This window comes from Nocardia sp. NBC_00403, assembly GCF_036046055.1.
Taxonomy (GTDB): Bacteria; Actinomycetota; Actinomycetes; order Mycobacteriales; family Mycobacteriaceae; genus Nocardia.
This window is the reverse complement of record NZ_CP107939.1, coordinates 1,189,306-1,206,260: the sequence shown is the minus strand read 5'-3', so window position 1 is coordinate 1,206,260 and position 16,955 is coordinate 1,189,306. Positions and strand designations below refer to the sequence as shown.

The following is a 16,955-nucleotide window of genomic DNA, read 5'->3' as shown; positions in this document are numbered from 1 at the left end:
TGGGCTCATGTCGTCGGAAACCCGCGATGCATTCCAACCCGCCATGCTCGGGCCGGTCCAGCTGCGCAACCGCATCATCAAGGCCGCGACGTTCGAGGGACGCACACCGGACGCGCTGGTCACCGACGATCTCATCGAGTTTCACCGCAGAGTCGCCGCGGGCGGCGCGGCACTGACCACCGTCGCCTACTGTGCAGTGGCGCCGGAGGGCCGCACCGATCGTCATCAGATCTGGATGCGCACCGGCGCCGTGCCCGGACTGCAACGACTCACCGACGCGGTACACGCCGAGGGCGGTGCGGTCTCCGCACAGCTCGGCCACGCGGGCCCGGTCGCCAACGCGGCTTCCAACCGCGCACCGGCGCTGGCGCCCAGCAGACAGCTCAGCCCCATCAGCATGCGCGTCACGCACGCGGCGACCGAGTCCGATATCCGGCGCATCATCGCCGCACACGCCGAGGCCGCGAGGCTCGCGGTGCGCGCCGGATTCGACGCCGTGGAGCTACATTTCGGCCACAACTATCTGATCAGCGCCTTCCTCAGCCCGGCGCTGAACAAACGCGCCGACTCCTACGGCGGCACCCTGGTCAACCGTGCGCGCCTGGCCAGGCAGACCGCCGAAGCGGTGCGCGACGAAGTCGGCAACGAGATCGCGGTGCTCGCGAAGTTCAATATGGACGACGGCGTGCGCGGCGGGTTCGGCATCGAGGAAAGCCGCACCGTCGCACAGTGGCTGGCCGAGGACGGAAACCTCGACGCTCTCGAACTCACCGTCGGCAGCTCGCTGCGCAATCCCATGTACCTGTTCCGCGGCGACGTCCCCTTGCGCGAGTTCGCCGCCCAATTCCCGCAACCGCAGCGCTTGGGAATTCGCCTGATCGGGCGGAAATTCCTGCGCACCTATCCCTACCGCGACGCCTACCTGCTCGACGAGGCGGCACGCTTCCGCGCCGACCTCGACCTCCCACTGATCCTGCTCGGCGGCATCGCCTCCCGCGCGGCGATCGACACCGCCATGGCACACGGTTTCGACTTCGTCGCCATGGCGCGCGCACTGCTCTACGACCCCGAACTGATCAATCGGATGCGTGCCGACGAGATATCGGTCTCGCCGTGTACGCACTGCAACCAGTGCATGCCGACGATCTATCAGGGCACTCGCTGCGTGCTGACCACCCCGGCGGCCGATCCCGCACACACCGCGTAACCAGCACCCAAAGCCGTGTCAGCGCGCTGTCAGCGCCGGTCGGCATCGTCCCTCTCATCGACAACGCCACTGCGGTTCATCGCCACAGTGACAGCACATCCGATGAGGAGAACACCATGTACGTCTTCGCCGCCGTCTTGCAGCTGCTGATCGCCCTCGCCTTCGTGAGCATCCCGCTGGTGCGCCACCGCTACGGCGCCGCCGCGAAAACCGCCGCCGAGGCGGAACTGCGGCGGCAGGGCATTCCCGCGTCGGTGCTGAAGGAGAACAACCTCAGCTTCGACGCCGGCGGCCACGAGACGATCGTCCCCGCGACCGTCGCCCTGATCATGATGGTCCTCGCCGCCCTCCAGCTGACCGGCAACCACTGGGGCCAGACCCTGTCCTGGATCTTCCAGCCGCTGGTGCTCATCGGCAACGTGCTCATCATCTACAGCAATCTGACCGCCGCGAAGTCCGTTCAGGCCGCTTTCGCCCGCAAGGGCGACCCGATGCTGACGCGCATCGACGCGGCCGCCCTGCTGAAGGCCGCGGAAAGCGGCTTCCCCCGCTGGGTGATGCCCATCCTGCAGAACGTGCGGCACGCGGTCGTGATGGGCGGCTCGATCCTCATCCTCATCGCACTCGTCCTCGCTTGAGGCGCAGTTATCGAAACGAGCGAATACCCGAAAAGCGCGGAGGCCCAGTCTCATTGGACCGCGCCTCGGTCACATTCCACTCGGCGGTGGCCAGGCGGCTCGGCTTCACCGGCTGGCTCAATGTGCTGAGTTCGGAAGCCCACGCGTAGCGAGGCCGGGGAATTGCGGCCTTCGGTCCGAGGCTCCCGCACGCGGTAAATCCAACGCGCAGTGCGGGATACCCTTGGCAAGGGCAGCAGTGCAGGAGAAGAGGGAGCTCCGCGCCTCTATACGGAGACATCAGGGTGATCAGCAGAATCTTGATCGACATGATGGCAGCGCTGCGCGACCACACACGAACGCTGATCACAAAAGGTGGTGGGGCCGCAGCACGGGAAACCAGCGAATTGGCCGAAATGAGCGGCGGCGTGGGCCACACGATCGGCTCCTCCGATTCAGATATCAGCTATAGCTTCGAATCGTCGGACTTCGAGCCGAACCACGATTCGATCACGCAACCGAAGCCCAGTGTGCCGATATTCGGCATTCCCACCCCCGGTCGCGATCTTATCGAAGACCTCGACTACCGGCAGCTCTATTCAGAAAAGATCGGCCGGAATGGCGATATGGCGCTGGCAGAAATATATCGACGCCAAGGATTCGATGGACCGGCGGAACTGACGGACGCGGAGGGCATTGCCGGGCTCGAATCGACAGGTCGCACTCGACTGCTCCGAGGCGTAAGCGACGCACGCCATGTCGAGGAGTTCAAGTTCGGTCCACTCTTCCCAGGCACCGGAGGCTTCGGCCATGGAACCTATGCGACAACAGATCCGCAGCGGGCAATGCAGTACGCGCACTATGATCCCGACCAAGTGATCGAAATGGTACTACACCCCGATGCGAGAATCGTCGACTATGAACGTCTACACAATGAGCAACAGCAGGCGTTGTCGCAGATAAACGATGAATTGAACCGTTTACACAAAATGGAAAGAACGCCAGAGGAAGAAGCGAGAATCGAGGAGCTGAAGGAAAAGAGTTTCATCCTGAAAGATCGCGGGCGCTTCGCCGCCGCCAAAGGCTATGACGCCTACCTCGTGCCGGAAGCGACAGCTGACCACTATGAAGAATGGGTAATCCTGAACCGCACTGCATTGATCATCCAAGAATGAGCTCCTTCGAATCACCCGGTTCGGCCGGCCGAGTACGGCGCTCGAGCGACACCGCCGTGGTCGGCTGGGACGAGAGTGCACGCCCTGACCAGGAAACCGACCCGACATAGTCCCAGGGCGAGCTGAACAGCCGTTCAACTCCCGTTGCGGGAGTACCGACCGGTCATTAGGTTCTTTCCATGAGTTCAGATTTTCCGCGCTTGCTGTCACCGCTCCAGCTGGGGCGTGTCACGCTGCGCAATCGCGTGGTGATGGGTTCGATGCACACCAACCTGGAGGACCGGGATTGGCACATCGACCGGCTGGCCGCGTTTTTCGCCGAACGGGCCCGCGGCGGGGTGGGTCTGATCGTCACCGGTGGGTACTCCCCTACTCGCGAGGGCTGGCTGTGGCCGTTCGCCTGCGCGATGCTCACCGAGGCCGACGCCGAACGCCACCAGGTCATCACCACGGCGGTGCACGAGGCGGGAGCCAAGATCGCGCTGCAGATCATCCACGGTGGCCGCGATTCGAACATTCCCGGTAATGTCGCGCCCTCGGCCGTGGCGTCGCCGCTCGTCGCGTTCGAGCCGAAGGCTTTCTCCGAGGCGGGCATCGAATCGACGATCGCCGACCATGTGCGCTGCGCGGAGCTGGCCAGAAAGGCCGGATACGACGGCATCGAGTTGATGGGTGGCGAGGGCTTCCTGATCAACCAATTCCTCGCGCCGCGCACCAACATTCGCACCGACGATTGGGGCGGCTCGGCAGCCAATCGACGGCGGTTCCCGGTCGAAATCGCCAGACGAACCCGCGCCGCGCTCGGCGAGGACTTCCTCATCATGTTCCGGATGTCCTTGGCCGACTTCGTCGAAGACGGACAGACCTTCGAGGAGATCATCGCCCTGGCGAAGGAACTGGAATCCGCCGGCGTGGACATCATCAACACCGATATCGGCTGGCACGAGTCGCGCGTGCCGACCATCGTCACCTCGGTGCCGCGGGCTGCGTTCGTCGGATACACCGCCAAACTCAAGGCGCACGTGTCGATCCCGGTGTGTGCGTCGAATCGGATCAATATGCCCGAGGTCGCCGAGGAGATCCTGGAGCGCGGCGACGCGGACCTCATCTCGCTGGCCCGTCCACTGCTGGCCGACCCGGAATGGGTGAACAAGGCCGCCGAATCCCGCGTGGACGAGATCAATACCTGTATCGCGTGCAACCAGGCCTGTCTGGACCACACCTTCACTCGCCAAACCGTTTCCTGTCTGGTGAATCCGCGCGCCTGCCATGAAACGCTGCTGCAGCTGCTGCCCACCGAGCACGCCAAACGCGTCGCAGTCGTCGGCGCGGGCCCGGCGGGCCTGTCGGCGGCCATCGGGCTGGCCGAGCGTGGTCACCACGTCGAACTGTTCGAAGCATCGGACAAGATCGGCGGCCAGTTCGACCTGGCTCGTCGCATCCCGGGCAAGGAGGAGTTCAACGAGTCGATCAGGTACTTCCGCCGAAAGCTCGAAGTCTGCGGCGTCACCCTGCATTTGAACGTACAGGCGACCGCCGAACAGCTTGCCGAGGGCAACTGGGACGAGGTCGTCCTAGCGACCGGCGTGCGTCCGCGCGTTCCCGATATCCCGGGAATCGACCACCCGATGGTGCTGTCCTACCCGGAGCTGATCCGCGAGGAGCGATCCGTCGGCCATCGCGTCGCCGTCGTCGGTGCGGGCGGGATCGGTTTCGATGTCAGCGAATTCCTGACAGTCGACGGCCCCGCCGCGCAGAAGCTCGAGGAGTGGCAGGCGGAGTGGGGCGTCACCGAGGACGATCGGGCTCCAGGCCAGTTGACCACGCCGACGCCATCCCCCGCCCTCAGGAAAGTGACACTGCTGCAACGGAAGACCGGCCCGTTCGGCACCACCCTCGGCAAGACGACCGGCTGGATCCATCGCGCCACCCTGGACGGCAAGGGGGTCGAGCAGATCGGCGGGGTCAACTATGAGCGGATCGACGATCGTGGTCTGCACATCAGCTTCGGCCCGAACCGGGAAGGTCGGCGCGTGATCGACGTCGACAACGTGATCGTGTGCGCAGGCCAGGAGTCCGTTCGAGATCTGCGCGACGAGCTCGAAACGCTCGGTGTGCGGGTGCATCTCATCGGCGGCGCCGACGAGGCCGGTGAACTGGACGCCAAGCGGGCAATCGAACAAGGTACCCGCCTGGCGGCCACGATCTGAACTCCGCAATCGCAGCGGTCGGGTGACCGAGGGGCGAATTGGCCCGGGCACCCGACCGCTGACGTCTCAGCCTCCCAACCGAACGAAATTGGCAGTCGCTGTCGCATAGATCTTGTCGTCGTCGTCGACAAGACGTGCTTCGGCGGCGGCCGTCGTCCGGCCGACATGCACGGTCTGCGCGATCGCGCGCAGCGTTGCCTGGTCGTGCGAGACTCTGCGCAGGAAGTTCGTATTCATGCTGGTGGTGGTGACCATGGACTTGTCGTCCATGGACAGTTGAACCGCCCCCCACATCGCCACGTCGAGGACGGCGCCGAGCACCCCGCCGCCGACCACGCCGAGGAAGTTCACGTGCCGCTCGTCGGGCCCGAGACTCAAGACCATCCGCCCCGGCTCGGCGTCCACGACCGCGATGTTGAGCAGCTTCGACAGCGGCGGCTGGGGTAGGTCGCCGGACCGCAGACGCTGCACCAGTTCATCGCGCGACAGCTGCAGCAGGCCGAGCACGGCCTGGGCCGGATCATCCCACTCCAGTTGCAACCTCCGCACGCCGTCGGACGTTTCGATGGCCGCCAAATCGTTGCTCGTCATGGCCGTTCCTTACTGAGAGGTGATCTGCTGGTCGATGAGCGCGAAGAGTTCATCGACACTCGCCGCCTCGACGGCGTCGCGGTCACTGCGTGTGGTGGATTCGGGTTCCTGTAGTGCTTCGGCCAACGTCGCGCGGATTCGCTCGGCAAGGCGCTCCTTCTCCCCCGCCGACGTCATGGTCGCCAACAACGTTCGGAGGGAGGCGATCTGGCCGTCGAGCGCGGAAGTAGTCGAGACGGCTTCCAACCGCGAGCGCAAGAACTTCGCCACGGCGGTGGCGGTCGGGTAATCGAACACCAGCGTCGTCGGCAGTTTCATGCCCGCCGACTCGGCGAGGCGATTGCGCAGCTCGACACCGCCGAGCGAATCGAATCCCAGTTCATTGAAGGGAGTCTCGGGATCGATCGCCGCAGCCGACGGGTATCCGAGCACCGCCGCGACGGTTTCCCGCACGAACCCCAGTACCAGCGCGTCCCGTTCGTCCTCCGGCGCTGCGGCAAGCCGTTGCGCCAGTTGACCACCGGTCGCGCCGCCGCTCGTCGCGCGCCGCACTCTGGCGGGCGCCGACACCAGACCGCTGAGCACATCGGGCAGCAGTCCGGCGCGAGCCTGTGCTGACAGCGTGGGCTTGTCGAACTCGACACCGGCGACCATTGCCTCGTCCATGGCGACGGCGGCGTCGAGCAGCGCGGTCCCGTCGTCGTCGCTGATCACCTGCACGCCGAATCGCTCCAGCCGTGCCACGGCGGCCCGGTCCATGGCGCCCGTCATGCCCGTGTCCTGGTTCCACGGTCCCCAGGCCACCGACAACCCGGGCAGGCCGGCGGTGCGACGGGCGCGCGCGAGCCCGTCGAGGAACGAGTTCGCCGCCGCGTAGTTGCCTTGTCCGGGTGAACCGAGCACCGCGGCGAGCGAGGAGAACACGATGAACGCCGCCAAGTCGTGCTCTCGGGTGAGCTCGTCCAGATGCAGCGCGCCGTCGACCTTGGGCGTGAGCACCCGATCGAACTGTTGCGCGGTCAGCGTGGCGATCGTGGCGTCGTCGAGCACACCGGCGGAGTGGATCACCGCGGTCAACGGGTGCTCGGTCCCGATCGAATCGAGCACCGCCGCCACACTCGCCCGATCACCGACATCGCAGGCGACGACGCGCGCTTCGGCTCCTAGTCGAGCCAGCTCGGCAACCAGCTCCGCGACGCCGTCGGCTTGTTCGCCCCGGCGCGACACCAGCAGCAGGTGTTCGACGCCGTGCACGAGGGCAAGATGCCGAGCCGTCACCGCGCCGATACCACTGGTGCCGCCGGTGATCAGCACCGTGCCGGCACCGAAGGCACCTTTGTCGAGCGAACCGTTGTTGTCGGCAACTCCGCCGCTCGCCAGCCTCGGCACGAACATCCGGGAGTCGCGGACCGCCACCTGAGCCTGATCCGACTCGATCACGCCGCGCACCAGATCGGCGTGCAGGTCGCCGTCGTGGTCCAGCAGCACAATCCGGCCGGGGTATTCGGATTGGGCGCTGCGGATCAGACCGATTACCGCGGCGGCCGCCAGGTCCACCGGCTCACCCGGTAAGCCCGCCGCACGATGGGTCGCCACCACGAGCCGGGTTTCGGTCAGTTGCTCGATCGACAGCCACGAACGCAATGCATCCCAGGCCGTGTGGACCGACTGCCGAATCGCCGCGGCTCGCTCAGCGGAGGTGGCTTCCGCGTCGGCGACCACGGCGGGATCACCGACGATCGACCATATGACGAAGTCCGGAAGCTCTTGGGCCGCAACCACTTCTGAGACATCGTCGTAGTGATGATCGATGCCCGTAATACGCGTCGAACCCAACGTGGCCGACAGCCCGGAAGACGACGCGGCAGCCAGCGTCGACTCGGTCCATCGCAGGTTCAGCGGCAACGCGCGGCGCGTCGTGCTCGCCGCGAGAACTTCCGCGTCGATGGGCCGCGCGGCGACCCCGGCGATGGTCAGCACGATCGAACCGGCGTCGTCGACAGCATCGATCCGCACTTGCCCGCTGCCGTCGCGGACCACTCTGGCACGGACAGCGGCGACGCCGGAACGCCACAGTTGCACTCCGGTGAACGAGAAAGGCAGCGGTATCCGACCCGGCGGCAGATCCTGGATCAGCTCGTCGATGGCCACATGCAGGCAGGCGTCCAGCAGCGCGGGATGAATGCCGAACGTGGCGGCCGCGTCGCTCACGGATTCGCTGAGGGAGACTTCGGCGAAGGTCTGCTCGCCGTCCGACCACATCGCGGTAACACCCTGGAAGACCGGGCCGTAGTCGAAACCGCGCTGTGCCAGGCGGTCATAGAGCGACCCGTCGTCCGACGGCTCGGCACCCGATGGCGGCCAGGTCCGCTCGTCCCACGTCGGGGCGATCTCGTCGGCGGCGGTCAGGACGCCGCGTGCGTGCAGCACCCACGGCTCCGCATCGGCCGAGTCCGCTTCGGCGACTTCGGAACGGGAGTAGATCGCGAACGCGCGCCTGCTCTCGTCGTCGGGCGCCTCGACACTCAGCTGCAGGTCGACCTCGGTGCCACCGGCAAGCAGCAGCGGGGCCTCCAGCAGCAGTTCCTCGACGGCATCGACGTTCAGTCGCGCACCCGCGGCCAACGCCAATTCCACAAAGGCCGTCCCCGGCAGCAACACCGAGCCGAACACCGCGTGGTCGGCGATCCAGAGCTGCGTCCGCAAGGAGACTCGTCCGGAGAACAGCCACTCGTCCTTTCCGGCGAGCGGCACCGCATTCGTCAACAGCGGATGTCCGAACGAGCCTGCCACGACGTCGTCGCTCGGCTGCAACCAGTACCGCTGGTGCTGGAACGCGTACGTCGGCAACTCAATTCGGTCCGCAGTACGCCCGGCGAACAAGCGCCGCAGATCCGCGGGCATCCCCACCGCATGGGCATGCGCGAGGCACGTGACGAACCCGACCGTTTCGTCGACCTTCCGGCGGGACGACGCCAGCACTACCGACTTGACCTCGATCTCAGGACGCTCCGCCAAACACTCACGAGCCATCGCGGTCAGCACCGCATCCGGGCCGACCTCGACGAACCTCCGCACACCGGACTCGACCAAACTGTCGATACCGGGAGCGAACCGCACACAACTGCGCACGTGTGTCACCCAGTACTCCGGATCCAGCACCTTGGCGCCTGCCCGCTCACCCGAGACGTTCGACACGATCGGCAACAGCGGCTCCCGATACGTCAATCCCGCTGCCACAGCACGAAATTCGTCAAGTATCGGCTCCATCACCACGGAGTGGGACGCGTGCGAGATCCGCAGGCGCGAGTTCTTACGACCAGCGTCGGTCAGCCGCCGTTGGATCTCGTCGACGGCATCCGCGAATCCCGAGAACACCACCGACTCCGGACCATTCACCGCCGCGAGCGACACCCGGTCCGCATATCCGACCAACATCTCTTCGGCCTCGGCCTCCGAAATGGCCGCCGCATGCATCGCACCACCGGACGGCGCCGCCCCCATCAACCGACCACGCGCCGCGACCAGAGCACACGCATCGGCAAGCGACCACACCCCCGCGACGTACGCCGCGACCAATTCACCCAGCGAATGACCCGCGACCACATCCGGTGTCACACCGAAGGATTCCAGCAAGCGGAACATCGCCACCTCGAACGCGAACAGCGCGGGCTGCATCCACGCCATGCGATCGAGCACACCCTCGGGATCGGTGAACATCACCTGACGCAATGAGCTCGTCGAAGGGTGACCGGATGACGGGTCGGTCCCGCCCAGGTGCCGATCGAACTCGGCGCACACCACGTCCAACGCCGCCGCGAACACCGGGAACGCCTCGTACAACCCGGCACCCATGCCGACCCGCTGCGCACCGCCGCCGGTGAACAGGAAAGCCGTCTCGCCCGAAACCGCAACGCCGGCGACCACACCCGGCCGCGTCGAACCCGATGCCAAAGCGGCCAGACCGGCCAACAGCTCCGCACGATCATGACCGACGACGACCCCGCGCCGATCCAGCAACGCGCGCGAGTCGAGCAACGACCGTGCCACCGCCCACTGATCCACCTCGGGACGATCGGTCAACCAGGTCAGCAACCGCTGCGCCTGACCCCGCAACCCCTCCTCCGACTTCGCCGACACCAGCAATGGGACCGCAGCGACGTCGAGGTCCGACCCGGCCGACGCATCGCCGCCGTCGGGCTCCGGCGCCGCTGCTCGCGGCTGCTGATCGGACGGTTTCCTCGGCGCTTCCTCGAGAATCACGTGCGCGTTCGTGCCGCTGATCCCGAACGACGACACTCCCGCGCGCCGCACCCGATCGCCCGCCGGCCACTGCTGCGCGTCGGTCAGCACCTGCACCGCCCCCGCCGACCAATCCACATGCGGCGACAACTCGTCCACATGCAACGACCTCGGCAAGGTCTCGTGCCGCAAGGCCTGCACCATCTTGATCACGCCACCGACGCCCGAAGCCGCCTGTGTGTGACCGATATTGGATTTGAGCGAACCGATCCGCAGCGGCAGCTCCGGTCGATCCTGTCCATAGGCGGCGATCAACGCCTGCGCCTCGATAGGGTCGCCCAACGGCGTGCCGGTCCCATGGGTCTCCACCGCGTCCACATCCGCAGGGCGCAGGCCGGCGTTATCCAATGCCGCAGCGATCACCCGCTCCTGCGAGGGACCATTCGGCGCGGTCAAACCGTTGCTCGCACCGTCCTGATTGATGGCGCTGCCGCGCACCACCGCAAGTACGTTGTGGCCCAAACGCAGTGCATCCGACAACCGTTCCACCACGAGGACGGCCGCGCCCTCCGACCAGGCCACCCCGTCGGCCGCCGCCGAAAACGACTTGCATCGCCCGTCCGGCGCCAAACCACGCTGCCGGGAGAACTCCACGAACACCAGCGGCGTCGCCATGACCGTCGCACCGCCGACCAACGCCAGTGAGCTCTCCCCTTGGCGCAGCGCCCGGCAAGCGACATGCAGCGCGACCAGCGACGACGAGCACGCCGTGTCCACTGTCATCGCGGGACCTTCCAAGCCGAGCGCATATGACACTCGTCCGGACACCACGCTGCCCGCCACACCGGTCCCGACGTAGCCCTCGACCTCGGGCCCGGCCTTGCGCGACAAGGCCTCGTAATCCTGGTACATCACGCCCGTGTAGACACCGGTGTCGCTGCCACGCAACGACGTCGGATCGATCCCGGCGTGCTCCAACGCCTCCCACGACACCTCGAGCAGCAACCGCTGCTGCGGGTCCATCGCGATCGCCTCACGCGGGCCGATGCCGAAGAACCCCGCGTCGAAGTCGGCCACGTTCGTCAGGAACCCGCCCTCCTTGGCGTAAGACGTGCCGGGGTGGTCGGGGTCGGGATGGATCAGGCGCTCGAGCGCCCAGCCGCGATCCGACGGAAACTCGCTGATGGCGTCTGTACCCGAGGACACCAGATCCCACAGTGCGTCGGGCGATTCGACACCGCCGGGATACCGGCAGGCCATGCCGACGATCGCGATCGGCTCGTCGGTCCGCGTCCGCTGCTGGGTGCGACGCACGCTCGTTGCGGCGCCTTCGATCCGCGAGCGCACGTGCCTGGCGATCGCCGCCGACGTCGGGTAGTCGAAGGCGAGGGTCGACGGCAGCCGCAGACCCGTGGCCTTGGCGAGGCGGTTGCGGAACTCCACCACGCCGAGCGAATCGAAACCCAATTCACTGAACGGCTTCTCGGCGTCGATCAGCTCGCCTGTGGCGTACCCGAGCACCTCGGCGACCTGATTGCGCACGAAGTCGAGCACGATCGCGTCGTGCTTGTCCGGCGACGCCGCCGCCAAGCGCCCGGCCAGGTCCCCACCACCGTTGTCGGCGCGCCGCGGCGAGGACACCAGCGACTGCAGCAGACCGGGCAGCATGCCCGCGCGGGCCTGCACGGACAACGCGGCGACGTCGAAGTCGACTGCGGCGACGAACGGTGCGCCGCCACCGCAGGCCAGATCGAACAGCGCCAGCCCGTCGGCTTGCGCCAACGGTCGAAAACCCATACGCGACAACCGGACCAGGGCAACCGCGTCCAGTTCGGCCGTCATACCGCTGCTGGCGTTCCATGGACCCCACGCCACGGAAACGGCGGGCAGACCCGCGTTGACGCGCCGCAGCGCCAGTGCGTCGAGAACGGAGTTCGCCGCAGCGTAGTTGCCCTGGCCCGCCGAACCGAGAACCGCCGCGACCGAGGAGAACACCACGAACGCCGAAAGGTCGCGGTCGAGGGTGAGCTCGTGCAGGTGCAGTGCCGCATCGACTTTCGGTGCGAGCACGCGGTCGATCTGCTCGGGCGTGAGCGTGTCGATGGTGCCGTCGTCGCGGATGCCCGCCGCGTGGATGACAGCGGTCAATGCGGGACCGTCGGAGATGCTGTCGAGCAGCGTCGCTACGGCGGCGCGGTCACCGACGTCGCAGGCCAGTACCTTCGGTCGGGCTCCGAGCTCGGTCAGCTCGGCGACGAGTTCGGCGACGCCGTCGGCCGCTGGGCCGCGCCGCGAGACCAACACCAGGTCACGCACCCCGTGCGTCACGGCGACATGCCGGGCGACCGTAGCGCCCAAACCGCCGGTGCCACCGGTGATCAACACCGCGCCGGAGCCGAGCGCCACGGTCGAGCCGGTGGCACCGTCGCGACGGGTCAGCCGCGGCTCGAGCAGCGCACCCTCGCGCACCGCCAGCTGCGCCGCGTCGGCATCGAGGGCCGCCGCGATCAGCTCGGGGGTCACCTCGCCGTCGATAGCACTGTCCACCAGAATGATTCGACCGGGATGCTCCGATTGCGCGCTGCGCAGCAGGCCCCAGGTCGCCGCCGCCGTCAGGTCCGGATTCTCGCCGGGCAGACCGATGCCGTTGTGCGTCACGACGACCAGTCGGGACTCGGCCGCGACGGGCAGACGCAACCACGATCGAATCATCGTCAACGCCGTATGCAGACGGCGGTGCACGGCCTCCGCCGACGTCATGCCGGCCGCCACCGGCACTGCGCCGGCATCTGGAGCGACACCACCAGCATCCGACGACGCAGCGGCGGCGTCCACGGATTCGGTGTCGGCGTCATCGACGAACCACACCACCGCGTCGATGGCCGGGTGCTGCCCCGCATCCTCGGCATCCGGGCCGTACGCCCCGACCAGTGCCGCGACATCCGGGTAGTCCTCATCGAATCCGGACTCGGTCCGCGCACCGACCGCGACCATCCGCCGGGCGCCCGGGTCGGCCGTGACCGGCGATTCGACCGCGATCCACCGCACCTCATAGAGCGCGTGGCGACCGACGGAAAGACCGGTGTTCACCACCTGGCTGTCGACCGGGCGCGTCTGCAGCGATTCGACCGTCGCCACGAGAATTCCCGCGTCATCGCAGAGTTCGAGCCGCACACTGTCGGTTCCGGTCCGCCGGATTCGCACCTGTACCGCCGTCGCGGCGCGGCGATACAACCGCACACCGTGGAACGCGAACGGCAGCGGCGCCGTGCCGGGCCGCAGATCCGCGGACAGTTCGTCCACCGCGGCGTGCAGCGCGGCGTCAAGCAGCGCCGGGTGCACGCCGAACCGCGCCGCGTCCGCACCGACCTCGGCGGGCAACTGCACATCGGCGAGCACGTCGTCGCCGTCGCGCCAGGTCCGGCGCACGCCGTGGAAGGCTGGTCCGTAATCGAGCCCGAGCGAAGCCAATTGGTCATACAGCGCGCCCGCGGGCGTCGCGTCCTCCGACGGTGGCTCGCGGTAGCTGCCGGACTCGACGGCATCAATCGCAGTGCCCGGCGCGAAAACGCCGTGCACGTGGGTGATTCCGCTCGCGCCCGCGGACTGTTCGTCGGCAGGCCGCGAAGCAATGACAAACCGTCGCTGCCCGTTGTCGTCGGGCGCATCGACACTGATCTGGATATCGATCTCGGTCCGGTCGTCCAAACGCAGCGGCGCCTCGAGAACCAGTTCGTCGATGATCTCGACACCCAGCCGGGCACCGACCGCCAACGCCAACTCCACGAAACCGGTGCCGGGCAGCAGGACCGCGCCGAACACCGTGTGATCGGCGATCCATGTCTGTGCTGCCGTCGAAAGCCGACCGGTGAACAGCCACTCGTCGGTGCCCGCCATCGCGACCGCCGCACCGAGCATGGGGTGATCTATGGCCATGAGACCGGCGCGACCGACGTCGCCGAGACCGTCGGTGGGCGCGAGCCAATACCGTTGACGTTGGAATGCGTAGGTCGGCAACGGAACTCGGCGCGTCGACCGGCCCGCGTACACCGAGCGCCAATCCACCTCCAGTCCGGCGGCGGTCGCGGCGGCCAGGAAGGTGGTGAACTGCGCGGCCTCGTCCGCACCGCGCCGACCGGCAGCGGTCACCACCGACCGCGCCTCGATATCGGGGTCTTCGGCCAGGCACTGGCGGGTCATCGCCGCCAGCACCGCATCAGGGCCGATCTCGAGGAACCGACGGGCACCGGCAGCGACCAGTGCCTGCACACCCGGAGCGAAGCGGACGGCTCCCCGTACCTGACTCACCCAGTACGACGGATCGGTCAGCTCACTATCGACCACCGCGCCGGATACATTCGACACAATCGGGACGGTGGGCGTTCGATAGGTCAAACTCTCGGCCACCGCACGGAATTCGGCCAGCATCGGTTCCATTCGCGCCGAATGGAAGGCGTGACTGACTCGCAACCTACTCGTCTTGCGACGGTGTTGAATTACGGCATTCTCTCGGCCCTCATGGTTACGCTCCGCTGCCGCCGCCGGCCTGGCGCTCATGCCGCTGGGGTCACCGAGCAGTCGCTCGATCTCGTCGACGGCGTCCGCGTCGCCGGAAAGCACCACCGACGACGGACCGTTCACCGCGGCCACCGACAGTCGGTCGTGGTACTCGGCCACCAGCGCGGTCGCCTCGTCTTCGGAAACGGCGGCCGCGAGCATCGCCCCGCCCGGCGGCAACGCACCCATCAACCGTCCACGCGCGGCCACCAGCGCGCACGCGTCCGACAGCGACCAAACCCCCGCGACATACGCCGCGACCAGCTCACCGATGGAGTGACCGAGCAGCACGTCCGGAGTCGGACCGAAAGACTCGACGAGCCGGTACAACGCCACCTCGAACGCGAACAACGCGGGCTGGGTGAACTCCGTCCGATCCAAGAGCGCCGCGCCGTCCTCGGCGAACATCAGTTCCCGCAACGACGGCGCGGAGCTCATCGAGGTGTGGTGGTCGGGCGACGGGTGGGCCTGCGCCAGCAGCGGATCGAATGCGGCGCACACCTCATCGAGCGCCGCCGCGAACACCGGAAACGCCGAGTACAGACCTTTGCCCATCCCGGGCTGCTGCGCGCCCTGACCGGTGAACAGAAACGCCGTCTGTCCGGAGCCGACAGACCCGCGCACCACATCGACGCCCGGCGCGGCGGCGGCACCGCCGGCAAGCGCGGCCAAGCCCGCGAGCAGCTCAGTTCGGTCGCGCCCGACGACCGCGCCGCGCACATCCAGATGCGCTCTGGAGGTCGCAAGGGAGAACGCGGTATCCCACACGTCGACATCGGACGCGCCGAGCATCCACTGCCGCAGCCGATCCGCCTGCGCCGCCAGCCCCGGTTCGGAACGCGCCGACACCAGCAGCGCGACAACATCCGACGGGTCGCGATGGGCGGTCGCCGTCACCGCGGCATCGCCTTGCTCCGCTGTTTCTCCGGATGTCTCCTGCGCAGCGGCGGCGGGCGCCTCCTCGAGGATGAGGTGGGCGTTGGTGCCGCTGGCCCCGAAGGCCGACACGCCCGCCCGCCGGATTCGCTCGCCAGCCGGCCACGGCTGCTGCTCCTGAAGCAGTAGCACCGTGCCCGCCGACCAATCCACGTGCGGGGTCGGCTCATCCACATGCAAAGTCTTCGGGAGCACACCGTGGCGCATGGCCTGGACCATCTTGATCACGCCGCCGACGCCCGCAGCGGCCGAGGTATGGCCGACATTGGACTTCAAGGACCCCAGGCGCAGCGGCGCGGCATTGCGCTGCGCACCGTAGACGCCGATCAGCGCGCTCGCCTCGATCGGGTCGCCGAGCATGGTGCCGGTGCCGTGGGCTTCCACCGCGTCGACATCGGCGGGGTCGAGACCGGCATTGGCCAGCGCCTGCGTGATGACGCGTTCCTGGGACGGGCCGTTCGGCGCGGTCAAACCATTGCTCGCGCCATCCTGATTGACCGCGCTGCCACGCACCACCGCCAAGACGGTGTGCCCGAGACGCTTCGCGTCCGACAGCCGCTCCAGCACCAGCATCCCCAAACCTTCGGAGAAGCCGGTCCCATCGGCGGCCGCCGCGAACGCTTTGCAGCGGGCATCGGAGGACAGCGCGCGCTGCCGGGCGAACGCGATCAAAACCGACGGGTCCGACATCACCGTGACGCCGCCTGCCAGAGCGAGTGCGGCGTCACCCTGACGCAGCGCCTGGCACGCCAGGTGCAGGGCCACCAAGGACGACGAGCACGCGGTGTCGACCGAGATGGCAGGGCCCTTGAAACCGAGGGTGTAGGCGATCCGGCCGGACAGCACGCTATTCGAAACACCGAGGTAGACATGACCTTCCGTCTCGGCGGTGATCCCGGCCGAGCCGACGCGTGGACCATAGTTCTGATGAACGACCCCGGCGAACACCCCGGTGTCGCTGCCGCGCAACGACGCCGGGTCGATACCGGCGTCTTCCAACGCCTCCCAGGACGCCTCGAGCATCAGGCGTTGCTGTGGATCCATCGCCGCGGCCTCGCGTGGACTGATCCCGAAGAAGGCGGGATCGAAGTCGGCCACCGAGTCGAGGAACCCGCCCTGCCGGGTGTAGATGGTGCCGGGCACATCCGGGTCCGGGTCGAACAGCCGCTCCAGGTCCCACCCCCGGTCCGACGGGTAGTCACCGACGGCGTCCACGCCGCCTTCGACAACGCGCCACAGATCCTCGGGTGACCGCACGCCACCCGGGTATCGGCAAGCCATTCCGACAATGGCGATGGGCTCACGCGACCGGTCGGTGATGTCGCGCAGTTGTTGCTTGGTCTCGTACAGCTCTATCGCGGTCTTCTTGAGATACCGGCGAAGCTCGTCATTGTCGGCCATGGTGGGGCTCCTGGTCGTT

General features: G+C 67.4%; 6 protein-coding genes. 4 read left to right on the top strand and 2 right to left on the bottom strand.

Going from position 1 to position 16,955, the window contains the following annotated elements:
* Positions 1 to 7: 7 nt before the first annotated feature.
* The 4 genes from OHQ90_RS05140 to OHQ90_RS05125 all read left to right on the top strand — a co-directional run bounded on the left by OHQ90_RS05140 (position 8) and on the right by OHQ90_RS05125 (position 5,209).
* Positions 8 to 1,207 (top strand): NADH:flavin oxidoreductase, encoded by a 1,200-nt coding sequence (locus tag OHQ90_RS05140; protein WP_328407823.1) that lies wholly within the window; start codon positions 8 to 10, stop codon positions 1,205 to 1,207.
* A gap of 116 nt (positions 1,208 to 1,323) precedes the next feature.
* Positions 1,324 to 1,845 carry a hypothetical protein gene (locus OHQ90_RS05135; protein WP_328407821.1) on the top strand — a complete coding sequence of 174 codons (522 nt, stop codon included), beginning with the start codon at positions 1,324 to 1,326 and terminating at the stop codon, positions 1,843 to 1,845.
* A gap of 284 nt (positions 1,846 to 2,129) precedes the next feature.
* Positions 2,130 to 2,999 carry a hypothetical protein gene (locus OHQ90_RS05130; RefSeq protein ID WP_328407819.1) on the top strand — a complete coding sequence of 290 codons (870 nt, stop codon included), beginning with the start codon at positions 2,130 to 2,132 and terminating at the stop codon, positions 2,997 to 2,999.
* 179 nt (positions 3,000 to 3,178) lie between these two features.
* Positions 3,179 to 5,209, top strand: a complete 2,031-nt coding sequence (locus OHQ90_RS05125; RefSeq protein ID WP_328407817.1) for an NADPH-dependent 2,4-dienoyl-CoA reductase — start codon at positions 3,179 to 3,181, stop codon at positions 5,207 to 5,209.
* Positions 5,210 to 5,275: 66 nt separating this feature from the next.
* Here OHQ90_RS05125 and OHQ90_RS05120 read toward each other — a convergent pair whose 3' ends face one another.
* Together OHQ90_RS05120 and OHQ90_RS05115 are read right to left on the bottom strand one after the other, a co-directional pair.
* Positions 5,276 to 5,800, bottom strand: a complete 525-nt coding sequence (locus OHQ90_RS05120; protein WP_328407815.1) for a PaaI family thioesterase — start codon at positions 5,798 to 5,800, stop codon at positions 5,276 to 5,278.
* 9 nt (positions 5,801 to 5,809) lie between these two features.
* Positions 5,810 to 16,936: a type I polyketide synthase gene (locus tag OHQ90_RS05115; protein ID WP_328407813.1), complete on the bottom strand. Its 11,127-nt coding sequence runs from the start codon at positions 16,934 to 16,936 to the stop codon at positions 5,810 to 5,812.
* Between the last annotated feature and the right edge of the window lie 19 nt (positions 16,937 to 16,955).

Excerpts from the sequence above, each read along its gene's own strand:
- OHQ90_RS05135 (WP_328407821.1), top strand. The coding sequence starts at position 1,324 with ATGTACGTCTTCGCCGCCGTCTTGCAGCTGCTGATCGCCCTCGCCTTC.
- OHQ90_RS05140 (WP_328407823.1), top strand. The coding sequence starts at position 8 with ATGTCGTCGGAAACCCGCGATGCATTCCAACCCGCCATGCTCGGGCCG.
- OHQ90_RS05120 (WP_328407815.1), bottom strand. The coding sequence starts at position 5,800 with ATGACGAGCAACGATTTGGCGGCCATCGAAACGTCCGACGGCGTGCGG.
- OHQ90_RS05115 (WP_328407813.1), bottom strand. The coding sequence starts at position 16,936 with ATGGCCGACAATGACGAGCTTCGCCGGTATCTCAAGAAGACCGCGATA.
- OHQ90_RS05125 (WP_328407817.1), top strand. The coding sequence starts at position 3,179 with ATGAGTTCAGATTTTCCGCGCTTGCTGTCACCGCTCCAGCTGGGGCGT.